The organism is Cupriavidus sp. 207A1 (assembly GCF_057798955.1).
This window is the reverse complement of the sequence record NZ_JBYOJO010000006.1, coordinates 171,409-194,964: the sequence shown is the minus strand read 5'-3', so window position 1 is coordinate 194,964 and position 23,556 is coordinate 171,409. Positions and strand designations below refer to the sequence as shown.

The following is a 23,556-nucleotide window of genomic DNA, read 5'->3' as shown; positions in this document are numbered from 1 at the left end:
CCGATGCAACCCGACTCTCCGCAATTCCTGCCGCCGGGTGCCCTGCGCGGCACGTTGATGGTCCAGGGCACCACCTCCGATGCCGGCAAGAGCACCATCGTCGCCGGCCTGTGCCGGGTGCTGGCCCGCGCCGGCACGCGCGTGGTGCCGTTCAAGCCGCAGAACATGGCGCTCAACAGCGCCGTCACCGCCGATGGCGGCGAGATCGGCCGGGCGCAGGCGCTGCAGGCGCAGGCCGCGCGGCTGGCGCCGCATACCGACATGAACCCGGTGCTGCTCAAGCCCAGCAGCGACACCGGCGCCCAGGTCATCATCCACGGCCGCGCGCGGCTGGACCTGGACGCGCGCGCCTACCACGCCTACAAGCCGCAGGCGATGCAGGCGGTGCTGGCCTCGCACGCGCGCCTGGCGCAGGCGCACGAGGTGGTGCTGGTGGAGGGCGCTGGCAGCCCGGCCGAGGTCAACCTGCGCGAGCGCGACATCGCCAACATGGGCTTTGCCGAGCAGGTCGACTGCCCGGTGGTGCTGGTCGCTGACATCGACCGCGGCGGCGTGTTCGCGCATCTCGTGGGCACGCTCGACTGCCTGTCCGAGAGCGAGCGCGCGCGCGTGACCGGCTTCATCATCAACCGTTTCCGCGGCGATATCGGGCTGCTGGAGCCGGGACTGGACTGGCTGGTGGCGCGCACCGGCAAGCCGGTGTTCGGCGTGCTGCCGTACCTGCACGGCCTGCACCTCGATGCCGAGGACGCCATCATCGGCGCGCAGGCCGATGCTGGCCAGGCCGCGCGGCGCCTGCGCGTGATCGTGCCGGTGCTGCCGCGCATCGCCAACCATACCGATTTCGACGCACTGCGCGCGCATCCGCAGGTGGACCTGCAGTTTGTCGGCCCCGGCCGGCCCATCCCGCCTGCCGACCTGGTGGTGCTGCCCGGCAGCAAGAACGTGCGCGGCGACCTCGACTTCCTGCGCGCCCAGGGCTGGGACGCGGCGCTGGCGCGGCACCTGCGCTACGGCGGCAAGCTGGTCGGCATCTGCGGCGGCATGCAGATGCTGGGGCGGCAGGTGCACGACCCCGATGGCCGCGAAGGCCCCGCCGGCAGCAGCGCGGGGCTGGGCTGGCTCGATTATGAAACCACGCTGGCCGCCGACAAGCAGTTGCGCCAGGTGCGCGGCCGGCTTGCGCTGGACCCGGCCGACGCGCCGGTGCGCGGCTACGAGATCCACCTCGGCGTTACCACCGGCAAGGGCCTGGAGCAGCCGGCGCTGTGGCTCGACCGCGGCGACGGCACCCTGCGGCCGGACGGGGCGCGCTCGGCCGATGGCCAGGTGCTGGCCACCTATGTGCACGGCCTGTTCGACGATCCCGCCGGCTGCCAGGCGCTGCTGCGCTGGGCCGGGCTGGAACACGCCCAGGCGGTCGATCTCGACGCGCTGCGTGAAGCGTCGATCGAGCGCCTGGCCGACACCCTGGCCGCGCACCTGGACCTGGCGGCACTGCTGGCGCCGTTGCGGCGCTGAGGTCGTGGCGCTGAGGTTGCGACGGGCAGGCGGCGGCAAGCAGCGGCCCTGCTAGAATCGCGAATCCTTCGCATTCGCATCGTGGCATGGAGATGGCTTTTCCGCCATATTCCGCGCCTTGCAGCGTCCGCTCAACGTACTTCACCCCGTCATGGTTACCGGCCGCCTGCGCGTCGTCCTCGTCAAGCTGCATCGTTATATCGGCCTGAGTCTCGGTCTGCTGTTCGTCCTGATGGGGCTGACCGGCATGACCATCGCCTGGCGCGATGAACTCGACGCCTGGCTCAATCCCGACCTGCTGGTGGCGTCCGCGCCGATGACCGCGCCGGTGACTCCGGACACGGTCCAGGCCGTGACCGAGCGGCTGGCGGCGCCGCCCTACGGCAAGCCCAACCTGCTGATGCTGCCGACCCATGCCGACGGGGTCTTTATCGCCTGGTATCCGGTCAAGGGACCCGGCGGCGTGGTGGCGGGGCGCTCGCGCCAGGTGATGGTCGACCCGGTCACGCTGGCGGTGAAGGGCGAGCGCGTCTGGGGCGAGGCGGGGCTGTCGCGCCAGCTGCTGCTGCCCACGCTGTTCCACCTGCACCGCTACCTGCTGTCGGGCGATACCGGCAAGACCATCACCGGCGTCGCCGGCATGCTGCTGTTGCTGACCACGCTGGTGGGGGTGGCGGCATGGTGGCCCAAGATGAAGCTGCGCTCGGTGGTGCAGGCGTTCCGCATTACGCATGGCGGTTCATGGTCGCGCTTCAACTATTCGCTGCACCGCGCCGGCGGCATCCTGGCCGCGCCGGTGCTGGCCGTGATCGCGTTTTCCGGCTGGTACCTGAACCTGCCCAAGTGGGTCACGCCGATCGTGGCGGGCGTGATGACGGTGACGCCACCGGCCAAGCACGTCTCGGCGCCCGCGCCGGCGGGAGCGCGGCCGCTGGAAGCGGGCGAGATCATGGCCGCGGCGCAGGCGCAGTTCCCGCAGGCGCAGGTCACCCGCATCGGCTTTCCGCGCAAGCCCGGCGACGCCTTCGAGATCCGGCTGTGCCAGCCCGGCGAGGTGCGCCAGCACACCGGCGCCACGCGGCTCTGGCTCGATGCCTGGACCGGCGCGCCCCTGGGCGTGCGCGACCCGCACCAGGCGCCCGCCGGCGACACGCTGCTGAACTGGCAGTTTCCGCTGCATACCGGCGAGGCCTTCGGCCTGCCGGGGCGGATCTTCGTCACGCTGTTCGGGCTGGCGCCGCTGGCATTTGCCGTGACCGGCACGCTGATCTGGTGGAAGCGGCGGCGCGGCCACCAGCGCCATGTGGTGAAGAGCGCGCAGCGCGCCGGCATGCGCCGGGCATGAAAAAAGGCAGGCCTGCGGGCCTGCCTTTTTCTTTGGCGGACGCGGCTGCGCCGCTCAGATTTCCAGGTTGTCGATCAGTCGGGTCGCGCCCAGCCGGGCCGCGGTCAGGATCACCAGCGGCTCGCCGGCGAGGAATTCCTCGCGCGTCGGTGCCTGCAGGTTGACGCGCTTGCGGATCGACACATAATCCGGCTTCCAGCCACGCTGTTCCAGCGACGCGCGGGCGCTGGCCTCCACCGCCAGCAGGTCGGCCGAGGCGCGGTCGCCGCCGAGCACGGTGTCGCGCACGTCGTGCAGGGTGCGGTACAGCACCGGCGCCTCGGCGCGCTCGTCCGGGCTCAGGTAGCGGTTGCGCGACGACAGCGCCAGGCCGTCTTCGGCGCGCACGGTCTCGGCGGGAATGATGTCGATCGGCAGCGCGAACTGCTGCACCATCTGGCGCACGATCATCAGCTGCTGGTAGTCCTTCTTGCCGAACACCGCCACGCGCGGCTGCGCGCACGAGAACAGCTTCATCACCACCGTGCACACGCCCTTGAAGAAGCCGGGGCGGAACTCGCCTTCGAGGATGTCGCCCAGGTCGTGCGGCGGCTCGACGCGGTATTCCTGCGGCACCGGGTACATGTCGCGCTCGGAGGGCGCGAACAGCACGTAGACGCCTTCGCTCTGCAGTTTTTCGATGTCGTCCTGCAGCGTGCGCGGGTACTTGTCGAAATCCTCGTTCGGGCCGAACTGCAGGCGGTTGACGAAGATGGATGCCACCACCGGGTCGCCGTGCTGGCGCGCCAGGCGCATCAGCGACAGGTGGCCTTCGTGCAGGTTGCCCATGGTGGGGACGAAGGCCGCGCGGTTCTGGCCGCGCAACTGGTCCCGCAGCTCTTGGATGGAGGAAATGACTTTCATCTGCCTTGGTGTGCTGGTCGTGTAGGGGTGACCCGGACGCCGGTCCGCGGCGCGCGGCGGCTGCCGTGCCGGTCTGGGCCGGCTGTCGGCGGATTGTAGATCAACTGGGGCGGGGCTGGCCTCGGCGGTTCGGACGGGTCAGCTGGGGCTGTACGCCAATCGCACATAAATCGGCGCGAACGGCTCGGCCTGGGTGATCTCCACCAGCGATTCGCGCGACAGCTCGAGCATGGCGATGAAGTTCACCACCACCACCGGCACGCCCTTGCCGGAGCGCACCGCGTCCTCGAACAGCTCCGAGAACTCCATGAAGCGCGCATGCTGCAAACGGCGCAGGATCTGGCTCATGTGCTCACGCACCGACAGCTCCTCGCGCGAGATCTTGTGGTGCTGGTTGAGCTTGGCGCGCTTGAGCACGTCGGCCCAGGCCGCCTGCAGGTCGACGGTTTCCACGTCGGGAAAGCGCGGCGCCAGGCTCTGTTCGATATACACCTGCGAGCGCAGGAAGTCGCGGCCCAGCTGCGGCACCGTATCCAGGCGCTGCGCGGCCAGCTTCATCTGCTCGTATTCCAGCAGGCGGCGCACCAGCTCGGCGCGCGGGTCCTCGGCTTCCTCGTCGCTGTCGGCCTTCTTGACCGGCAGCAGCATGCGCGACTTGATCTCGATCAGCATCGCCGCCATCAGCAGGTATTCCGCCGCCAGCTCAAGGTTGGTCTTGCGGATCTGCTCGATATACGACAGGTACTGCCGCGTGACCTGCGACATCGGGATGTCGAGGACATTGAAGTTCTGCTTGCGGATCAGGTACAGCAGCAGGTCCAGCGGGCCTTCGAAGGCTTCAAGGAAGATCTCGAGCGCGTCCGGCGGGATGTAGAGATCCTGCGGCAGCTTGAACAGCGGCTCGCCGTACAGGCGCGCGAACGCCATCCCGTCGACCATGTCGGCGGGGCCGGCCGGGCCGGCGGCGGCGGCGGGCGCCACGGCGGGCAGCTCCACGGGCAGCGGCAGCTTGTCCTGGTCGGCTGCGCTCATGGTGCGCTCGGCTCGGGGGCGGCGGGGATCAGTTGTCCTGCGAGTAGACGTAGGGCTTCTGCGCCACGCGCGAAGCCTGGGCGCGGGCGCGCTCTTCGAGGTCGATCGGTGCCTTGTCCCACAGCAGGGCGCGGCCGTCGCGCTGCTCGGCCTCCAGCGTCGGGCGCTCTTGCTTGAGCTGCTTCAGGAACTGGGTGATATCGGATTCGTAGAGGGCCATGTTCAACCGGGATGCACCCGTGCGGGCGCCAGATAGGTACAGTGGGCCATGATTTTACAGTATCGGCTCCCCGGGATGCACGCCAGACCGTAGCCGGGGGCCGCGACGGCACCGCAACGCGTGGGAAAGTTCCGGGCGCGCGGCCGGGTGTGGTCAAATACCGACTTTGTATGTGTGGACAATGGGGCGATGCCGCAAGACACCGCTAACACCGCTGACTCGGCTGGCCGTGCCGCCAGGAGCCTGGCCGCGCGCGCACCGGGCGTGCTCGCGGCGCTGGTGCTGGCACTTGCCGCGGGTGCGGTCCAGGCCGCCTACAAGGTCGAGGTCGAAGCGCCCAAGCCGATCCGCGAGATGCTCGAGGAGCACCTCGACCTGGCCCGCTACAAGGATCGCACCGACCTGTCGCAGGACCAGTTCGACTACATGGTCGAGACCGTCGGCGAGCAGGTGCGGGCCTTCACCTCCACCGAAGGCTATTTCGATCCCACCACCACCACCCGCGTCGAGCGCGAGGGCGACCAGCGCGTGGTCCATGTGATGGTCGACCCCGGCGCGCGCACGCTGATCCGCAACGTCGACCTGCAGGTGACCGGCCCGGCGGCGACCCAGTCGCCCGAACAGGTGGCGGAGATGAAGGCCAAGTGGGGCCTGCCCGCGGGCGAGCCGTTTCGCCAGGACGACTGGGACAAGGCCAAGGAAGACGCGCTGGTGACGCTGCAGAGCCATACCTACTACGGCGCGCGGCTGGCCGCGTCGCAGGCGCGGGTCGAGCCGGACGAGCTGCGCGCGGACTTGTCGGCGCACTACGTCAGCGGCCCGGCCTACCGCCTGGGCCCGCTCAAGGTCACGGGCACGCGCCGCTACCCGGAACAGATCATCGTAAACGTCAACCCGCTCAACGAGGGCGAACCGTACCGGGTCGAGCGGCTGCTGGAGCTGCAGCGCGCGATCCAGAACCAGCCGTATTTCTCCAACGTGCAGGTCGACCTGGAGCCGCCGCCGGATGCCGAGCAGGCGCCGGACGGGGTGGTCACCGCGCCGGTGTCGGTGCGCGTGCGCGAATATCCGGTGCACCGGCTCAACAGCGGCGTCGGCTTTACCACCGATACCGGGGCCCAGGTCGAAGGGCGCTATTCCTACTACAACCTGTTCAACCGCGCCTGGACCTTCGATTCGCAGGCGCGCATCGAACAGAAGCGCTCTTACCTGTTCGCCGAGGCGGCGATGCCGCCGTCGCGCGGTGCCTACCGCAACAGCGTCTACAGCAGCTACGAGCGCACCATCGATATCGAGAACACCGACACCACCAGCCTGCGCGCGGGCCTGAAGCGCTCGCGCTCGCGCGAGAAGTACGACGTGACCACGTCGCTGGATTTCTACTACGACAAGCTGCTGCCGGTGGGCCAGGCCAGCCAGATCAGCAAGGCGCTGGTGCCGGCCTTTGCCTGGACCCGGCGCGATGTCGACAACCCGGTATTCCCGCGCCGCGGCAACGTCATCAACACCCAGATCGGGGTGGCCGCCAAGAACCTGCTCAGCGATGCCACCTTCCTGCGGCTGTACGGCCGGATCCGCCAGTACGTCCCGGTGGGCAAGCGCGATCTGGTGGTGGCGCGGCTGGAGCTGGGCGCCAACGTCACCGGCGACAGCGCCAGCCAGATCCCGGCGACGCTGCGCTTCCGCGCCGGCGGCACCGACTCGATCCGCGGCTACAGCTACCAGTCGATCGGCACGCCCAGCGGCGCCAGCATCCTGCCGGCCAAGTACCTGGCCACCGGCAGCCTGGAGTACCAGTACTGGTTCAAGCCGGACTGGGGCGTGGCCGTGTTCTGGGATGCCGGCACCGCCGCCAACGACCTGCGCGGCGTGACCATCTACAACGGCGTGGGCGTCGGCGTGCGCTGGCGCACGCCGGTGGGCCCGCTGCAGCTGGACGTGGGCTATGGCATCCAGGAGCAGCAGTTCCGGCCGCATATCTCGCTCGGGGTGGCGTTCTGATGAACGTGCACGACCTGCCTTCCGTGCCCGGCGGCGGCGACGCCGCGCCGCCGCCGTCCGGTCCGGCACCGCGCAAGCGCCGGCGGCTGTGGCGCGCGCTGGGCTGGCTGGCCGGCATCCTGCTGTTGCTGGTGGTGGTGCTGGCGGCCGCCGGCGTGGCGGCGCTGCGCACCGAAACCGGCACGCGGCACCTGTGGACGCTGGCCACGCGGCTGTCGGCCGGCATGCTCGGCGGCCGCCTGGAAGGCGGCACCGTGGCGCACGGCCTGCGCCTGCGCGACGTGGTGTTCGTGAGCGGCCAGACGCGCGTGACGGTCGACCGCGTCGACGGCAGCTGGAAGCTGAGCTGGCAGCCGCGGCGGCTGCATGTGCAGTGGCTGCGCATCGGCAAGACCGAAGTGCGGCTCGGGCCGTCCGAGCCCAGCACGGAGCCGATGCGCAAACCCGCTTCGCTCGAACTGCCGCTGGCCGTCGATGTCGATGCGCTGACGCTCGAGCGCCTGGCGCTGGTGCAGGGCCCGGCGCCCACCGCCGAGCCGATGGTGTTCGGCAACCTGTCAGGCGCGCTGCACAGCGACGGCCAGCGCCACCGCGTCAGCGTCGACAAGCTGGAAACGCCCTACGGCAAGCTCGCCGCCAACGCGCAGCTGGGCGCCGCCGCGCCGTTCGCGCTCAGCGCCGAGGCCTTGCTGGAAAGCAGCTGGCAGGACGAGGCCTTTGCCGTCAATGCCACCGCCAACGGCAACCTCGACGCCTTGCGCGCCGAAGTCCAGGCCAGCGGCGACCGCATCCGCCTGCGTGCCGGCGCCGACCTGACGCCGTTCGGCAAGGTCCCGTTCACGCACCTGCTGGTCGACGGCGACCGCATCAACCCGCGCCTGTTCAGCCCGTCGGCGCCGCACGCCAACCTGACCGTGCATGCCGAGCTGCGGCCGGTGGATGGCGTGGCGGCCGGCAGCAACGCGGCGGGTGCTTCGGCGCCTGCGGCTTCCGCGCCGGCCGCCTCCGCGCCATCGCCGGCATCGGCGGCCTCTGCCCCCGCGGCCGTGCCCGCGCCGGCGCCGCTGGCGGTCGCCGGCGAGATCGAGATCCGCAACCTGGAGGCCGGCCCGCTCGACCGCGAGCGGCTGCCGGTGCAGTCGGTGCGCGCCCGGGTCGAACTGAGCGAGGCGGCGCAGACGGTGTCGAACCTGCGCGTGGCGCTGCCCGGCAAGGCCGAGATCGCCGGCAGCGGCTCGCTGCGCGGCGGCCGCGGCGGCTTCGACCTGGACGTGCGCAGGCTGGACCCGGCGGCGCTGCATGGCTCGCTGACCAGCGCCAGCCTGTCAGGCCCGGTGGTGGTCCGCATCGAGCCGGGCCGCCAGAGCGTGGCGCTGGACCTGTCGGGCGGCCAGCTCAAGCTATTTGCCGACGCCAGCATGGACGCCGAGACCGTGACCCTGGCCGCGCTGCGCGCCGTGGTCGGCACCGGCCTGCTGACCGCCGAGGGCAAGCTGGGGCTGAAGGACAAGCAGCCGTACAGCTTCAAGGGCAAGCTGTCGGCGTTCGATCCGTCGCGCCTGGCCAAGGTGGCCGCGGGCCGGATCAATGCGGATTTCACCGCGACCGGCGAACTCGCGCCGCAACTGGGCGTGGCGCTGGACTTCGCCGTGCATGAAAGCGAATACGCGGGCCTGCCGATGACCGGCGGCGGCAAGCTGCGCCTGGCGGGAGAGCGGCTGTTGCCGAGCGAGGCCGCGCTCAGCATGGCCGGCAACCAGGCCAGCCTGCGCGGCAGCTTCGGCGCGCGCGGCGATGCGCTGAAACTGGCGGTCGATGCGCCGCAACTGGAGCGCCTGAAGTTCGGCGTGGCCGGCCAGCTCAAGCTCGACGCCACCATCACCGGCACGCTGAAGAAGCCCGAGGTGGTGGCCGACTACAACGCGCAAACGCTGGAGGTGGGCCCGCACAAGCTGGCCAGCGCCAGTGGCCGCGCCGAGATCCGCGGCGGGCTCGACGGCCCACTGTCGGTGCAACTGGCGGCGCGTGGCTACCGTGGCCCGCATGCCAGCCTCGCCACGCTCGACGCGACCCTCAACGGCACCCAGGCCAACCACGGCTTCGACGTCAAGGCGGCCGGCAGTATGAACCAGCGGCCCCTGCAGCTGGCGCTGGCGGGTCAGGGCGCGTGGCGGGGCAAGGACGGCTGGAACGGCACCATCCGGACGCTGGAAGAGCGCGGCACCGTCAACCTGCGCCTGGCCGCGCCGACGCAGCTGCTGGTGGCCGACCAGCGCGTGCGCCTGGGCGCGACGCGCCTGCTGCTGGACCGCGCCACGCTGGTGATCGACAGCCTGGACTGGGATCACGGCCGCATCCGCAGCGCCGGCAGCCTCGACGGCCTGCAGGTGGCGCGCGTGCTGGAGCTGATGGAAACCATCACCGGCGAGCGCCCGCCGGTGCGTTCCGACCTGGTCATCGACGGCCGCTGGAACCTGGCGCTGGCCGAGACCGCCAGCGGGTTTGCGGAAGTGCGCCGGCGCAGCGGCGACCTGTCGGTCAACGCGGGCCGGGGCTTCACCACGCTCGGCCTGGGCGAGACCAGCCTGCGCGCCGACGCCGGCGGCAACCGCATCGCGCTGCGCGGCGGCATGGTGTCGGGGCGCATCGGCAAGGTGGTGGTCGATGCCTCGGCCGGGCTGGTGCAGGAGCAGGGGCTGCAGACCGTGGGCCCGGCCTCGACGCTGGGCGGAACCGTCACCGTCGACGTGCCGCGGCTGAAGTCGCTGGAAGCGCTGACCGGCCCGCAGTACGCCTTCGACGGCCGCCTGGCCGCGGCGATGCGGCTGGCCGGCACGGTGGCGGCGCCGCTGCTGACCGGCACCATCAATGGCGACGACCTCGCGGTCACGCTGTACGACCAGGGGTTGCGCCTGACCGACGGCACCGTGCGCGTGGTGCTGGACCAGAACACGGTCGAGCTCAGGCAGGTGGAGTTCCATGGCGGCGAGGGCAAGCTCACCGCCACCGGCAATATCAAGCTGGGCGAGGCCGATCCCAACCTGACCGGCCGCATCGTCGCCGACAAGCTGCAGCTGTTCGCCAGCCCGGAACGCACCCTCGTGGTGTCGGGCGATGCCAGCATCGCCAACGAGAACAAGCAGGTGGTGATCCGCGGCAAGTTCCGCGTCGACCGGGGGCTGTTCGACCTGCCCAAGGCCGGCGCGCCGGTGCTGGGCGACGATGTCGTGGTGATCCGGCGCAAGGACCAGCGCGCGGTCAAGACCGCGGCCACGCCGGTGCCGGAAAGCAAGCCCGCCAGCCGCTTCAGCCCGGTGATCGACCTGACCGTCGACCTCGGCAACAACTTCCGCTTCCGCGGTGCCGGCGCCGACCTGCTGCTGGCCGGGCAGATGGGCGTGAAGAGCGAACCGCTGGCGCCGATGAAGGCCACCGGCACGGTGCGCGTCACCGACGGCACCTACGAGGCCTTCGGACGCAAGCTGGACATCGAACGCGGCATCATCAATTTCAACGGCCCGATCGACAACCCGAACATGAACATCCGCGCCATGCGCCGCAACCAGGAGGTCGAGGCCGGTGTCGAAGTCACCGGCACGGTGCGGCTGCCGCGCGTGCGGCTGGTGTCGGAGCCCAACGTGCCCGACGAGGACAAGCTGTCGTGGCTGATGTTTGGCTACGGCGCGGAAAGCGCGGGCGCCGGCCAGCAGCGCCAGCTGAGCGGCTCGGCACTGGGCGGCGCCGCGCTGGGGCTGATCGGCGGCAAGGCCGGCAAGGGCATCGTCTCGCATTTCGGCATCGACGAATTCTCGATCGGGCCCAGCACCGCGGGCCTGAACGACCAGCAGGTGGTCAGCATGGGCAAGGCCATCACCGACCGCATGTCGGTCGGCTACGAGCAGAGCCTGACCTCGGCCTCGAACGTGGTGAAGCTGAGCTGGCAGTTCTCGCGGCGCTGGTCGCTGATTGCCAAGGGCGGTTCCATCAACGGTTTGTCGGTCTTGTTCAACCGCCGCTTCGATACCTGGGCCAACCTGTTCAGCGGGGCCCCGAATCGCGGCACCAGGAGGAGCCAGCAGGATGAAAGCCAGCCACTCGACCCCCAGGGCGCCGCACAGGCGGCCTCGGCCGTCATCGCCGAGCCGGTGCGCCGATGACTTCCCTTCGACCTTTGCCGCGTCGCCACGACGCCTTGCCGCCATGGGACTGATTGCCTCGATGCTTGCGCTGTTCGGCTGCGACCAGCAGAAGGTCGACGAAGCCATGAAGAAGGCGGGCGAGACCGCGCGCAACACCTGGAACGCGATCAAGCCCGACAGCGAGCTGTTCAAGGGCATCGTGCCGGGCCAGTCGACCGAGGAAGACCTGCGCCGCCAGGCCGGCAAGCCCGAGATCGTCTGGGAAGAGGCCGACGGCGGGCGCCGCCTGGAATACCCGCGCGGCCCCGAGGGCACCACCACGTGGATGGTCACCATCGGCGCCGACGGCAAGGTCGCTAAGATCGAGCAGGTGCTGTCGGCCGAAAATTTCGCGCGCGTGCGCGCCGGCATGAGCAAGGACGATATCCGCCGCCTGCTGGGCAAGCCCACCAAGGTGGAAGCGTTCGCGCTGAAGAAGGAAGAGGTGTGGGGCTACCGCTGGATGGAAACCTCGACCGACAAGGCCTTCTTCAACGTGCATTTCAACAGCGACGGCACGGTCACCACGACCTCGCGCAGCGACGATCCGTCGCGGATGCAGGGCGGCTGAGGCGCGCCCCTGCATCGCGCCCCGACCCTCAGTGAAGGAGATGGCAGGCGGCCACGTGCGCCGGCGCGGCTGAACCGGCGGCCGGGTCCAGCCGCAACATGCGGGGGATCTCGGTGGCGCAGGCCGGCACCGCCCGTGGGCAGCGCGGATGGAACTTGCACCCGGCTGGCGGGTTCAGCGCCGAGCCGATATCGCCCAGGATCAGGCCCTCGGCCGGCTGGTGGTCGGGATCGGGCCGCGGCGCCGAGCCCAGCAGTGCCTGCGTGTAGGGGTGGCGCGGGGCGCTGAACACCGCGGCGCTGGGCCCGCTTTCGGCCATATTGCCCAGGTACATCACCCCCACGGCCGAGCTGAAGTGCTCCACCAGTGCCAGGTCATGGGCGATCACCACATAGGCCAGGCCGAAGCTGCGCTGGATATCGGACAGCAGGTTGACGATCTGCGCCCGGATCGAGACATCCAGCGCCGAGGTGGGCTCGTCCAGCACGATCAGCCGCGGCTGCAGCGCCAGCGCGCGCGCCACCGCGATGCGCTGGCGCTGGCCGCCGCTGAACTCGTGCGGGTAGAGTTCGAGCGCGCCGGGCGGCAGGCCGACGATCTCCAGCAGCTCCAGCAGGCGGGCGCGCAGCGCCGCGCGGTTGCCGCCCTGGCCGTGCGCCAGCAGCGGCTCGGCCAGCAGCATGCTGACCTTCAGCCGCGGATTGAGCGACGACGACGGGTCCTGGAACACTGCCTGCACCTGGCGCCGGTAGGCCAGCACGCCCTTGCGGTCCAGTGCCAGCACGTCCTGGCCATCGAAGCGGATGGCGCCCGCGCTGGGGCGCTCGAGCAGCAGCAACTGGCGCGCGATGGTGGTCTTGCCGCAACCGGACTCCCCCACCAGCGCAAAGGTCTGGCCGGCATCGACGGCAAAGCTGACGCCGTCGACGGCACGCACGGTGCCGCCGCGCGTAGGGAAATGCTTTTGCAGGTCTTGCACTTCAAGCAGCATGGCGCCTCCTGGCTTAACGCTGTCTCAACCGGCCGAGGCCAGCCAGCAGCTGACCTGGTGGCCGGATTCGAGTTCGATCTCGGGGGGATAGGCGTCGTCGCACAGCGGCTTGCGGTGCGGACAGCGCGCCGCGAAGCGGCAGCCGTGCGGCGGGTCGACCAGGCTGGGCGGGCTGCCCGGGATGGCGTACAGCCGCTCGCGCCGGTCGCCGAAATGCGGGATGGCCTGCAGCAGCGCCTGCGTATAGGGATGGGCGGCGCGCTGGTACAGCGTGCGCACGTCGCCGGTCTCGACGATGCGCCCGGCGTACATCACCGCGACCCGGTGGCAGATGCTGGCCGCCACGCCCAGGTCGTGCGTGATCAGGATGATGCCGACGCCGGTCTGCGCCTGGATCTTGCGGAACAGCGCCATGATCTGCATCTGGATGGTCACGTCCAGTGCCGAGGTGGGCTCGTCGGCCACCAGCAGCCGCGGCGCGCTGGCGATGGCCATGCCGGTCACCACGCGCTGGCGCATGCCGCCGCTGAACTGGTGCGGATAGTCGTCCAGCCGCGTCTCGGGCGACGGGATGCGCACGCTTTCCAGCACCTGCACCACCTGGCGCCGGCGCGCTGCGCGGCTGTCGGCAAGGCCATGGTAGTGCAGCGGCGCGCCGACCTGGTCACCGACGGTGAACACCGGATTGAGCGAGGTCAGCGGATCCTGCGAGATCATGGCGATCTTGCGGCCGCGGTACTGCGCGCTCATGGTCTTTTCCGGCAACTGCAGCAGGTCCACGCCATCGAGCAGCACCTTGCCGCCCAGGCGCACGCCGCCCTGGCGCGGCAGCAGGCGCAGGATCGAGAGGATGGTCATGGACTTGCCGGAGCCCGACTCGCCCACCACGCCCAGGGTCTCGCCCTGGTTCACATGCAGGTCGACGCCGTCGACGGCGCGCACCAGGCCGCGGCGCAGTTCGAGGTGGGTGGTCAGGCCCTGCACCGACAGCATCGGCGCGCCGTGCGAGGACGTGTCGGGGGCGGCCGTTGGCAACCGGCGTGGGGTCACGTGCGGGTCCGGGCCGGTCATAGCTGCCTCCGTTTCGGGTCGAAGTGGTCGCGCAGCCAGTCGCCCAGCAGGTTGGACGCCAGGCAGGTGGCCATGATCGCAAGTCCGGGCATGGTGATGGCCCACCACGCGTTGGTGATGTAGTTGCGCGCATCGGCCAGCATCAGCCCCCACGACACGTCGGGCTGCTGGATGCCCAGGCCCAGGAAGCTCAGCGAGGCCTCGAAGATGATTACCTGGCCTACCTGCAGCGTGGCCAGCACCAGCAGGGTGTTGAGCAGGTTGGGCAGCAGGTGGCGGCGGAAGATGATGAGCGTGCCGCAGCCCGCCACGCGCGCCAGCGCCACGTAGTCGCGCTGCTTGAGCGACATCACCTCGCCGCGCACGATGCGCGCGTACCAGGTCCAGTAGGTGATTACGATCACCAGCACCACGGTCTCGAAGCCGGGGCCCAGCACCGCGGCCAGCACCAGCGCCAGCGCCAGCGCGGGGATCGACATCTGGATGTCGACCAGCCGCATGATGAGCGCATCCAGGCGGCCGCCGAAGTAGCCGGCCAGCATGCCCGCGGCGGTGCCGATGCCGCCTGAGATCAGGATGGCGTACAGCGCGACCACCAGCGAGATGCGCGTGCCGGCCATGATGCGCGTGAGCAGGTCGCGCCCCATGTTGTCGGTGCCGAGCGGATAGGCCCAGCTGCCGCCGGCCAGCCATGCCGGCGGCTGGAACGCGAGCCCGAGGTCGAGGCCGTTGGGGTCGTGCGGCAGCAGCGCCTCGCCGCCGATGGCGCAGGCCAGCAGCAGCGGCAGCACCGCCAGCGCAAACCACGGCAGGCCGCGCAGGTTGTGCCGCGGGCGCTGGCGCACCGGCGCGGGGGCGCGGGCAGGAGGCATGGCGGTCTCAGGCATGGCGGATCCTCGGGTCGATCAGGCCGTAGCTCAGGTCGACCAGCAGGTTGGACAGCACGAACAGCACGGAGGTGAGCATCACGCCCGCCTGCACCACGGGAAAATCGCGCGCGAACACGGCCTCGACCACGGTGCGGCCGACGCCGGGCCAGGCGAAGATGACCTCGACCACGAAGGCGCCGCCCAGCATCGCCGCGAAGTAGACGCCGAGGATCGTCACCAGCGGAATCGCCGCGTTGCGCAGCGCGTACTTCCAGATCAGCACGCGCTCGGGCAGGCCCATGGCGCGGCCCATGCGGATGTAGTCGCTGTCGAGCACGTCGAGCATGGCCGAGCGCACCACGCGGGTCTGCGCCGCCACCGGATACCAGCCCAGCGCCATCGCGGGCAGCACCAGGCTGTGCCACGATTCGCGCCCGAAGGCCGGCAGCCAGTTGAGCTGCACCGCGAACAACAGGATCAGCAGCAGGCCGACCCAGAAGTTGGGCATGGCCTGGCCCGCCATGGCGAAGACCTTGGCGAAGCGGTCGAACCACGAGCCGCGGTAGACCGCCGACAGCACCCCGAACGGCACCGCCATCGCGATCGAGAACGCCAGCGCGGCCAGCGCCAGTTCCACCGTCGCCGGCAGCCGCTCCAGGATCAGGCCGAGCGCCGGCTCCTGCCAGCGGTAGGAGTTGTCGAAGTCGCCGGTGACGGCGTTGCGCAGGAACACCAGGTACTGCGCCGCCAGCGGCTGGTCCAGGCCGAGGTGCTGGCGGGTCTGTTCGATGACCTCGGGCGGCGCGTCGGCCGGCAGCAGCAAGGCCAGCGGGTCGCCGGACAGGCGCGAGATCAGGAAGATGATCACGCTCGCGCCAAGGATGCTGATCAGGCCGTGCAGCAGGCGTTTGGCAATAGGCATGACAGGCTCCGTCGGAGATTCGTCAGCGGGGATGCCGCGTCCGGCACGGGCGCCGGACGCGGCGGCGGGTCAGCGCTGCTTCCAGCTGACTTCCTGGAACGAGCGCCAGTAGTCGCGGATGGGCCAGGGCACGTAGTTGATCTTGTTGTCGCGCCAGGCAAAGGTGACCAGCGGCCGGTAGGTAGGCAGGCCGCCCAGGACGCGCTCCTGCTTGAGCCGCGCGATCTGCTGCAGCAGCGCGGTGCGTGCCGCCGGGTCCATGGTCTGGCGCTGCTTTTCCAGCAGCGCATCGACCTCGGGGTCGCTGGTGTAGGAGTAGGTGCCCCAGCCGCCGCCGCTCTGGTAGCTGTGCAGGTGGCCGGACCAGGCCAGCCCGGGGTCGCCGGGCAGCCCCTGCGACCACATCCAGCTCAGCACCCCATCCATCTCCGGCGGGCCGGTGCGCCCACGCTTGCCCAGGCTGATCCACGCGCCGTACTCCAGGTTGCGTACCTGGCAGCGGATGCCCACCGCGCTCAGGTAGGCGTACATGGCTTCGCCGACTTCCTTCACGCCCGGCTCGCGTGGCGTGGTCAGGTTGTAGCAGGGCGTGTCGAAGCCATTGGGGTAGCCCGCCTGCTTCAGCAGCTCGCGCGCCCGCTTCTGGTCAAAGGCATAAGGCTTGAGCGCGGGGTCGTAGCCGGTGGACTCCTTGCCCACCTGCGCATAGCGCTCGCCCTGGCCGAACAGCACGCGCTTGATGATGGCGTCGACATCGATGGCATGCGCGGCCGCCTGGCGCACGCGCACGTCGTTGAACGGCGACTTCGCCATCTGCGTGTTGAAGTTCAGGAAGAGGTTGTTGCCGCTGACCAGCGTGACGGTCTTCACGCCCGGCATCTTCTTGAACTCTTCCACCATCGACGGCGGCACGTTGTCGATGAAATCGACCTTGCCGGTCTTGAAGGCGGCCACCCGCGTCAGGTCTTCGGGAATCACCTTGATGGTCAGTTCCTTGACGCCCGGGCGCTTGTCCTGGTTCCAGTAGCCGTCGAAGGCTTCCAGCTTCAGTTCGTCCTTGACCGTGCGCGAGACGAACTTCCACGGTCCGGTGCCGACCGGTTTCCTGGCGAAGGCTTCCTCGCCCACCGTCTGGATGTACTTCTTGGGCATGGCCCACAGCTGCATGTTGCCGACCAGGAACTGCGCGTCCGGCTCCTTGAAATGCAGCTTGAAGCGGTGCGCGTCGACGATCTCGAAGCGCTCGACCGACGAGACATAGTGCGAGAAGAAGCTGCTCTTGGGGTCGCGCTGGCGTTGCCACGAGAACTCGAGGTCCTCGGATGTCAGCGGGTCGCCGTTGTGGAAGCGCACGCCCTTGCGCAGCTGCACGTCCAGCACCGGCTTGCCATCCTTGCCGGTCTCCAGCTTCCAGCTCTGCGCCAGCCAGTTCTCGTCCTTGAGCGCGGCGTTGCGGCGCACCAGCATCTCGAAGATCTGGCCGACAAAATAATGGTCGACGCCGGCCGAGATCTTGACCGGATCCAGGGTGGTGGATTCCGCGCCGAAGGCGACCGTAAGGCTGCCGGTGGCGGGCGCTGGCGCGGCGCCGTGGGCGAGCGGCACGATGGCCGCGGCGACGATGCCGGCCAGCAACCGGTGGCGGGTGGCGCCGGACAGTGTCTTCACTTGCATGGTGCTCCTCCTGTTGCGCCGTCTCGTGGCGGCGCTGTGGGTGTGAACCAGGGATGCGCTCAGCGCGGGAAGCTGCTCTCGAGCTGGCGCACCACCTCCAGCAGCCGCGGCCGCACTTCCTGCAGCAGGAACGACGGCGACAGCCGGAACGACGGCCCGCCCACGTTGATCGCCATGGGCGCCATGCCCGGGCCGGGCTCGAAGCCGCGCGCGATGCCGTTGACATCGGCCTGCCAATCGCCCATCGAGCAGGTCACGCCCAGGCTGCGGTGATCCGCCAGCGCCTGCTCGATGCCCTGGCGCAGGCGCGGCCATGCCACGTCGTCGACATCGCGCACCTGCTCGATGAAGGCCTGCCGCTCGGCGTCGGCCACCACCGCCAGCCACGCCCGGCCGATCGCCGAGGTTGCCACCGGAATGCGCGAGCCGGTATCGAGCGTCAGCGCAATCGCGGCGCTGCTGCGGCAGTGCTCGACATAGATCATCGAGAAGCGGTCGCGCGTGCCCAGCGACACCTCGCCGCCGGAGAAGTCCGCCAGCTCCTGCATCAGCGGGCGCGCCACCTTGCGGATATCCAGCCGCGACAGCATGGCGCTGCCCAGCCGCAGGCAGGCCGTGCCCAGGCTGTACTGCTGGCTGCCTTCGACGCGCGCCAGGTAGCCCAGGCGGGTCAGGGTCGAGGTCAGGCGCGAGACGGTGGACTTGGGCAGCTGGCAGCGCCGCGCGATTTCCTGATTGCCCAGCGCGCGGTCGCTGGTGCGGAAGCACGCCAGCACGTCCAGCCCGCGCGCCAGCGCGGTGACGAAGTGGCGGTCTTCCTTGGTGGTGCCGGGGGATCGATCGTGCATGGCCGATGGCTCCGTGGTGGCTCCGTGGTGGCGCCTGGGCGCGCACAAGGCGCGTGGCTGGTCGCCGGCGCTTCCGGGCGGGCGGGTCGCGCTCGCGCTCAGCCGCCGGCCTCGGTGTCCAGCAGCGCCTGCAGTTCCACCTTGCGCACCTTGCCGGTGGCGGTCAGCGGGAACTCGGGCAGGATGCGGATCTCGGGCACCTTGTAGACCGCCATCTGCTCGCGGCACCAGGCATGCAGCGCGTCGGCGGTGGTGCCGTCGGCATGCTCGGGACGCAGGCGGATAAAGGCCACCGGCACCTGGCCCTTGTCCGGGTCCGGGCGGCCCACCACGGCCGAGCCCAGCACCGCCGGATGGCGCGACAGCAGCACCTCCAGCTCCGACGGGAACACGCTCATGCCGCGCACCTTCAGCATCTCCTTGCGCCGCCCCAGGAAATGCAGGTAGCCGGCCTCGTCATAGGCGCCGATATCGCCGGTGCGGAACCAGCCGTCGCGGAACACCTCGGCGTCGACGTCGGGGCGGCCCCAGTAGCCCTTGAACAGCGACGGCGTGCTGACCACGATCTCGCCTTCCGCGCCGACCGGCAGCACCGCGCCGGTGTCGAAGTCGCAGATCTTGATGCGCGTGCCTGGCACCGGCAGGCCGACGAAGACCGGGCGGCCGCGCAGGTCCATGTCGTCGTCCTGCATGCCGGTGGTGAAGGTGTCGCTGGTGTGGGTCTCGGTCATGCCCCATGCGCCTTCGGCAATGATGCTGCCGGTCAGCGCGTGCCAGCGCTGGCGGATGTCGGGCGTGATCTTGCGGATGAACGAGGCCGCGCGCGTATGCTGCAGCGAGCGCAGGTCGTAGCGGCCGCACTCGGGGTGGTTCATCAGCTCGACGGCGTTGTCGACCACGACGAAGGTGCGGTTGACGCGGTAGCGCTCGATTGCGGCCATCACCGCGACCGGGTCCCAGCGCGCCAGCAGCACCACGGTCGCGCCGCTGAAGATCGGGTAGATCAGGCCGAGGTTCTCGCCCGCGATCCAGAACATCGGCAGGAAGTTCAGCATCACGTCATCGGCGCCCTCGGCCAGCCGCGCCGCATCGACGCCGCCGGTCAGCGCATACGAGGCCGCCGCGGTGTACAGCATGTCGCGCTGCGTGTGCATGCAGCCCTTGGGCAGGCCGGTGGTGCCGCCGGTGTAGTTCAGCGCGGCCAGCGCGTCCAGGTCGACCGGCGGCAGCGCCACCGGCGCGGTCTCGCGCAGCGCCTGCAGCAGGTCGATGGCGCCGTCGACGGCCAGCGCGGGCGCATCGAGTCCGGCCGGCAGCGGCAGGTCGGGCTGGGCCGGCAGCATCGCGCCGGCGCTGGTGGTGTAGATCGCCTGCAGCGGCGTGCGCGCGCACACCGACATCAGCAGCGGCGCCAGCTGGTCCTGCACGATGATGGTGGTGGCGCCGGCATCGTTCAGCTCATACTCCAGCTCCTGCTCCTTGAAGAGCGGGTTGACCGGCACGTACACCGCGCCCAGCTTCAGGATGGCGTAGAACACCACGTGGAACTGCGGGCAGTTGCCCATCATCACCGCGACCCTGTCGCCCGCGCCGACGCCGCGGCCCCTGAGCAGCGCGGCGCAGCGCTCGGACAGGTCGTCGAGTTCGGCATAGGTGACGGTGGTGCCGTACCAGACCAGCGCCGCATGGTCCGGGCGCTTGCGCGCCCAGGCGCGCAGGTAGTCGCCCAGCGGGGCCTCGCCATGCGGGTAGACCGGTGCGTCGGGCAGGCCGGCGGGCCAGATTTTGCGATGCCGGGCTTCCAGGTCCGCGAAGAACGCCTGTTCGTTCATCTGCTGTCTCCTCTTGCTGTCGCTCTGGGGTGTTGTCCGCCGCCGCGCCTACCAGGCGTCGACGAAGGCGCGTATCGGTCGCTGGGCGCGGTGGGGGTCGGCGGCGCCCGCGTCGAGGCCGCTGACCAGCCACTGGCGCGTGGCGGCGGGATCGATCACCGCATCGAGCTCCAGCGCCGCCGCGGCGTTGATGGCATGGCCGCGTTCGTACATCTGGGCGACCAGCTGCTGGTACAGCGCATCGCGTTGCGGGCCCTCAGGCAACGCTTCCAGTTCCTTGCGAAAACCCAGCCGCACCGCACCCTCGAGTCCCATGCCGCCGAACTCGCCGGTCGGCCACGACACCGTGAAGCTGGGCGCGCGAAAGCCGCCCGCGGCCATGGCCATCGCGCCCAGGCCGTAGCCCTTGCGCAGCACCACCGCCACGAACGGCACGCGCAGCTTGGCGCCGGTCACGAACATGCGCGACACGTGGCGCACCTGCGCGCGGGCCTCGACCTCGGGGCCCACCATGAAGCCCGGCGTGTCGATCAGCGACACGATCGGCAGCCCGTGCGCGTTGCACAGCTGCATGAAGCGCGCGGCCTTGTCGGCGGCGTCGGCGTCGATGGCGCCGCCGAGGTGGCGCGGATTGTTGGCGAGGATGCCCACCGGCCGGCCCTCGATTCGCGCCAGCGCGGTATGGATGCCGGTGCCGAAGCCGGCGCGCAGCTCCAGCACGCTGCCGGTGTCGGCCAGCCCGTCGATGGCGGCACGGGTGTCGTACACGCGCAGGCGGTTCTCGGGCACCACGTGGCGCAGTGCCAGCGGGTCGGGCGCCTGCCATGTCTGCAGGCGGCCCTGGAACATCGACAGGTAGTGTTTCGCTGCGGCCACGGCCGCGGCTTCGTCTTCGACCAGCAGGTCGGCCACGCCGTTGTGGTACTGCACCGCGGCCGGGCCGATGTCCTCGGGCCGGAACACGCCCAGGCCGCCGCCTTCGATCATGGCGGGGCCGGCCATGCCGATGTTGGCGTTGCGCGTGGCCACGATCAGGTCGCAGCAGCCCAGCAGCGCGGCATTGCCGGCGAAGCAGCGTCCCGACGCGATGCCGATCACCGGCACCTCGCCGCTCAGCTCGGCGAAGGCGCCGAACGACGGCTGGTACAGGCCCGCGACGGTGGGGAAGTCGACATCGCCCGGGCGGCCGCCGCCGCCTTCGGCAAAGATCACCGTGGGCAGGCGGTTGCGCAGCGCCACCTCCAGGATGCGGTCGGTCTTGGTGTGGTTGCGCTTGCCCTGGGTGCCGGCCAGCACGGTGGCGTCGTAGGCCAGCACCGCGCAGCGCGCGCGTTCCGGCGCGAACAGGCTGCCGTTGACGCTGCCGGTGCCGGTGATCAGGCCGTCGGCGGGGGTGTTGGCGATCAGGTCGGCCTCGCTGCGCCGGCTGGCCTGCGCCGCCAGCGCCAGGCCGCCGTATTCGCGGAAGCTGCCGGCATCGCACAGATCGTCGACGTTCTCGCGCGCGGTGCGCTGGCCGCGCGCATGGCGGCGTGCCACCGCCTCCGGGCGGGCCGCGTCGTACAGGAAGGCATGTCGGTCCAGCACGCGCTGCAGGTCCGGGCGGATCGCCGCGGGGTCGGCGCATTCGGTGTCGCCAGCGGCATGCGCGCCGGCGTCGGCGGGCTCCAGCACCAGCAGCACCTGGCCCTCGGCCACCTGCTCGCCGGACGCGCTGCGCAGGTCGATGACGCGTCCCGCCTGTTCGGCCACGATGGCGTGCTCCATCTTCATCGCATCGAGCACCGCCACGGTCTGGCCGGCCTTGACCACGTCGTTCTCGCGCGCCAGTTCGATCACGCGGCCGTTCATCGGTGCGCGCACCGCGCACAGGCCTTCGCCCAGTTGTTCCTCGAAGCTGGCGGTGCTGGACAGGGCCGCCACCGGCGCCACGGGGGCGCCCGCCAGCGCCTGCCTTGCCGCGTGCTGCGCGCCGATCTGCGCCGCGCGCTCCAGCAGCGCGGGCAGCGCCGTCTCCATATAGCGGGTATGCACGTGCTGGCTGGCAAAGTCATCGTGCTCCGCAAGCGCGCGCAGCAGGTCCAGGTTGGTGGCAATGCCGGCGATGTTGAACTCGGCCAGCGCGCGCTGCAGGCGCCGCACCGCATCCCCGAAGTGGTCGCTGGCCGAGGTCACGATCAGCTTGGCCAGCAGCGTGTCGTATTGCGCGGATGGCGCATAGCCGGTGTAGCCATGCGTGTCGACGCGCACGTCCGGCCCGGTGGGCGGATCGAAGCGCTCCAGCCGGCCTTGCGCCGGCCGCGCCAGTCCTTGCGCGTCGGTGGCTTCGGCATTGACGCGCACCTGGATCGCATAGCCGCGCGTGCGCGGCGGGTGATGCGGGTCCAGTCCCAGTTCGGACAGGCGACGGCCCTGCGCCAGCCCCAGCTGGACGGCCACCAGGTCGATCCCGGTGACCTGCTCGGTGACGGTGTGCTCCACTTGCAGGCGCGGGTTGGCTTCGATAAATACGAAGGGCAGGGCCGCGCCATCGCGGCCGGCGCCATGCCCGGGTTCTTCGACCAGGAACTCGAACGTGCCCAGGCTGCGGTAGCGCGCCTCGCGCGCCAGCGTGCACGCGGCATCGACGATGCGCTGGCGCAGCGCGGCATCGAGCGCCGGGCTGGGCGCGATCTCCACCACCTTCTGGAAGCGGCGCTGCAGCGTACAGTCGCGCTCGCCCAGCGCGATCACGCTGTCGCCGTCGGCGGCGATCTGCACTTCGATATGGCGCGCGCGCGCCACCAGCCGCTCGGCGTAGAGGGCGTCGATGCCGAACGCCGAGCGTGCCTCGGAGCGGCAGCGCACATAGGCTTCCGGCAGGGCGTCGCGTTCGCGCACCACGCGCATGCCGCGCCCGCCGCCGCCGCCAACGGCCTTGAGCACCACGCCGGCGCCGTCTTGTTCGTCGAAGAACGCCGTCACCGCATCGAGCGTGGCGCCGCCCGGCGTGGCCGGCATCACCGGCACGCCACAGCGGGCGGCCAGCGCCAGCGCGCGGCCCTTGTCGCCGAACAGGGCCAGGTGCCCGGGCTCGGGGCCGACAAAGACGATCTGCGCCGCCGCGCAGGCGCTGGCGAAGTCGGCGCGCTCGCTGAGGAAACCGTAGCCGGGGTGGATGGCATCGCAGCCGGTGGCCCGCGCCGCGCCGAGGATGGCATCGATGTCGAGATAGGCCGCCGCACCTTCGCCCTGCAGTGCGACGGCTTCGTCGGCGAGCAGGCGGTGGCGGCTGTTGGCGTCGTCAGTGGCGTAGACGGCCACGGTGGCGATGCCGAGATCGCGGGCGGCGCGCTGCACGCGCAATGCGATCTCGCCGCGATTGGCGATCAGGAGCTTCTTCACAATGTCCCCTTCCATGCGAAGCGGCGGCGCCGGCTTCTTGTTTTTGTGGTTTGTGATTCTGCGAGGTGGAATCTACGCGGCTGGCCAGGGGGTCACAAGCGCGATGCGCCGGAACCATGTATGACATGCCGCGTGTGCATAGAGCCGGGGAGAGGGAGGGGATTTGCCGCTGTTTTGTTCTGCATTGCAGAATT

General features: G+C 70.4%; 16 protein-coding genes. 5 read left to right on the top strand and 11 right to left on the bottom strand.

The features are described from left to right. Nucleotides 1-3 precede the first annotated feature (3 nt). Nucleotides 4-1,521 (top strand): cobyric acid synthase, encoded by a 1,518-nt coding sequence (locus AC3FMM_RS13240; RefSeq protein ID WP_473702958.1) that lies wholly within the window; start codon nt 4-6, stop codon nt 1,519-1,521. 151 nt (nt 1,522-1,672) lie between these two features. Beyond that, the gene (locus AC3FMM_RS13235) at nt 1,673-2,866 is read left to right on the top strand and encodes a PepSY-associated TM helix domain-containing protein (RefSeq protein WP_115710572.1); all 1,194 of its coding nucleotides are present in this window, start codon (nt 1,673-1,675) and stop codon (nt 2,864-2,866) included. Between the two features lie 54 nt (nt 2,867-2,920). Here AC3FMM_RS13235 and panC read toward each other — a convergent pair whose 3' ends face one another. The 3 genes from panC to AC3FMM_RS13220 form a co-directional block, all read right to left on the bottom strand. Then, nucleotides 2,921-3,769, bottom strand: a complete 849-nt coding sequence (gene panC / locus AC3FMM_RS13230) for a pantoate--beta-alanine ligase (RefSeq protein ID WP_018008058.1) — start codon at nt 3,767-3,769, stop codon at nt 2,921-2,923. 138 nt (nt 3,770-3,907) lie between these two features. Next, nucleotides 3,908-4,801 carry a segregation and condensation protein A gene (locus AC3FMM_RS13225; protein ID WP_115704430.1) on the bottom strand — a complete coding sequence of 298 codons (894 nt, stop codon included), beginning with the start codon at nt 4,799-4,801 and terminating at the stop codon, nt 3,908-3,910. A gap of 28 nt (nt 4,802-4,829) precedes the next feature. Then, nucleotides 4,830-5,021 carry a DUF3460 family protein gene (locus tag AC3FMM_RS13220; protein WP_018008060.1) on the bottom strand — a complete coding sequence of 64 codons (192 nt, stop codon included), beginning with the start codon at nt 5,019-5,021 and terminating at the stop codon, nt 4,830-4,832. 189 nt (nt 5,022-5,210) lie between these two features. Between AC3FMM_RS13220 and AC3FMM_RS13215 the strand changes: the two genes are divergently transcribed. The 3 genes from AC3FMM_RS13215 to bamE are packed head-to-tail and all read left to right on the top strand — an operon-like array spanning nt 5,211 to nt 11,771. Then, nucleotides 5,211-7,022 carry an autotransporter assembly complex protein TamA gene (locus AC3FMM_RS13215; RefSeq protein ID WP_116312978.1) on the top strand — a complete coding sequence of 604 codons (1,812 nt, stop codon included), beginning with the start codon at nt 5,211-5,213 and terminating at the stop codon, nt 7,020-7,022. Next, nucleotides 7,022-11,179 (top strand): translocation/assembly module TamB domain-containing protein, encoded by a 4,158-nt coding sequence (locus AC3FMM_RS13210; RefSeq protein ID WP_488686806.1) that lies wholly within the window; start codon nt 7,022-7,024, stop codon nt 11,177-11,179. Before AC3FMM_RS13215 ends, AC3FMM_RS13210 begins: the two co-directional genes overlap by 1 nt. Nucleotides 11,180-11,222: 43 nt before the next feature. Continuing rightward, entirely contained in the window at nt 11,223-11,771 is a 549-nt protein-coding gene (bamE, locus tag AC3FMM_RS13205; protein ID WP_115680966.1) for an outer membrane protein assembly factor BamE domain-containing protein, read from the top strand. A 28-nt stretch (nt 11,772-11,799) separates the two neighbouring features. Here bamE and AC3FMM_RS13200 read toward each other — a convergent pair whose 3' ends face one another. From AC3FMM_RS13200 to AC3FMM_RS13165, 8 genes are all read right to left on the bottom strand, one after another. Continuing rightward, a complete protein-coding gene (locus tag AC3FMM_RS13200) occupies nt 11,800-12,762 on the bottom strand; it encodes an ABC transporter ATP-binding protein (RefSeq protein ID WP_488686805.1) in 963 nt (320 codons plus the stop codon). 24 nt (nt 12,763-12,786) lie between these two features. Further along, the gene (locus tag AC3FMM_RS13195) at nt 12,787-13,833 is read right to left on the bottom strand and encodes an ABC transporter ATP-binding protein (RefSeq protein ID WP_488686804.1); all 1,047 of its coding nucleotides are present in this window, start codon (nt 13,831-13,833) and stop codon (nt 12,787-12,789) included. Then, nucleotides 13,830-14,720 (bottom strand): ABC transporter permease, encoded by an 891-nt coding sequence (locus AC3FMM_RS13190; RefSeq protein ID WP_488686803.1) that lies wholly within the window; start codon nt 14,718-14,720, stop codon nt 13,830-13,832. Before AC3FMM_RS13190 ends, AC3FMM_RS13195 begins: the two co-directional genes overlap by 4 nt. Then, a complete protein-coding gene (locus AC3FMM_RS13185; RefSeq protein ID WP_488686802.1) occupies nt 14,713-15,624 on the bottom strand; it encodes an ABC transporter permease in 912 nt (303 codons plus the stop codon). Before AC3FMM_RS13185 ends, AC3FMM_RS13190 begins: the two co-directional genes overlap by 8 nt. Before the next feature lie 69 nt (nt 15,625-15,693). Further along, nucleotides 15,694-17,298, bottom strand: a complete 1,605-nt coding sequence (locus AC3FMM_RS13180; RefSeq protein WP_488686801.1) for an ABC transporter substrate-binding protein — start codon at nt 17,296-17,298, stop codon at nt 15,694-15,696. Between the two features lie 59 nt (nt 17,299-17,357). Continuing rightward, nucleotides 17,358-18,146 carry an IclR family transcriptional regulator gene (locus tag AC3FMM_RS13175; RefSeq protein ID WP_115710557.1) on the bottom strand — a complete coding sequence of 263 codons (789 nt, stop codon included), beginning with the start codon at nt 18,144-18,146 and terminating at the stop codon, nt 17,358-17,360. A gap of 98 nt (nt 18,147-18,244) precedes the next feature. Beyond that, nucleotides 18,245-19,978, bottom strand: coding sequence for an AMP-binding protein (locus AC3FMM_RS13170; RefSeq protein ID WP_488686800.1), 1,734 nt, complete (start codon nt 19,976-19,978; stop codon nt 18,245-18,247). Nucleotides 19,979-20,026: 48 nt separating this feature from the next. Continuing rightward, nucleotides 20,027-23,362: an acetyl-CoA carboxylase family protein gene (locus AC3FMM_RS13165; RefSeq protein ID WP_488686799.1), complete on the bottom strand. Its 3,336-nt coding sequence runs from the start codon at nt 23,360-23,362 to the stop codon at nt 20,027-20,029. Between the last annotated feature and the right edge of the window lie 194 nt (nt 23,363-23,556).

Bases quoted from the DNA above. Each gene is read 5' to 3' on its own strand.
- AC3FMM_RS13240 (WP_473702958.1), top strand. From the start codon at position 4: ATGCAACCCGACTCTCCGCAATTCCTGCCGCCGGGTGCCCTGCGCGGC.
- AC3FMM_RS13235 (WP_115710572.1), top strand. From the start codon at position 1,673: ATGGTTACCGGCCGCCTGCGCGTCGTCCTCGTCAAGCTGCATCGTTAT.
- panC (WP_018008058.1), bottom strand. From the start codon at position 3,769: ATGAAAGTCATTTCCTCCATCCAAGAGCTGCGGGACCAGTTGCGCGGC.
- AC3FMM_RS13225 (WP_115704430.1), bottom strand. From the start codon at position 4,801: ATGAGCGCAGCCGACCAGGACAAGCTGCCGCTGCCCGTGGAGCTGCCC.
- AC3FMM_RS13220 (WP_018008060.1), bottom strand. From the start codon at position 5,021: ATGGCCCTCTACGAATCCGATATCACCCAGTTCCTGAAGCAGCTCAAG.
- AC3FMM_RS13215 (WP_116312978.1), top strand. From the start codon at position 5,211: ATGCCGCAAGACACCGCTAACACCGCTGACTCGGCTGGCCGTGCCGCC.
- AC3FMM_RS13210 (WP_488686806.1), top strand. From the start codon at position 7,022: ATGAACGTGCACGACCTGCCTTCCGTGCCCGGCGGCGGCGACGCCGCG.
- bamE (WP_115680966.1), top strand. From the start codon at position 11,223: ATGGGACTGATTGCCTCGATGCTTGCGCTGTTCGGCTGCGACCAGCAG.
- AC3FMM_RS13200 (WP_488686805.1), bottom strand. From the start codon at position 12,762: ATGCTGCTTGAAGTGCAAGACCTGCAAAAGCATTTCCCTACGCGCGGC.
- AC3FMM_RS13195 (WP_488686804.1), bottom strand. From the start codon at position 13,833: ATGACCGGCCCGGACCCGCACGTGACCCCACGCCGGTTGCCAACGGCC.
- AC3FMM_RS13190 (WP_488686803.1), bottom strand. From the start codon at position 14,720: ATGCCTGAGACCGCCATGCCTCCTGCCCGCGCCCCCGCGCCGGTGCGC.
- AC3FMM_RS13185 (WP_488686802.1), bottom strand. From the start codon at position 15,624: ATGCCTATTGCCAAACGCCTGCTGCACGGCCTGATCAGCATCCTTGGC.
- AC3FMM_RS13180 (WP_488686801.1), bottom strand. From the start codon at position 17,298: ATGCAAGTGAAGACACTGTCCGGCGCCACCCGCCACCGGTTGCTGGCC.
- AC3FMM_RS13175 (WP_115710557.1), bottom strand. From the start codon at position 18,146: ATGCACGATCGATCCCCCGGCACCACCAAGGAAGACCGCCACTTCGTC.
- AC3FMM_RS13170 (WP_488686800.1), bottom strand. From the start codon at position 19,978: ATGAACGAACAGGCGTTCTTCGCGGACCTGGAAGCCCGGCATCGCAAA.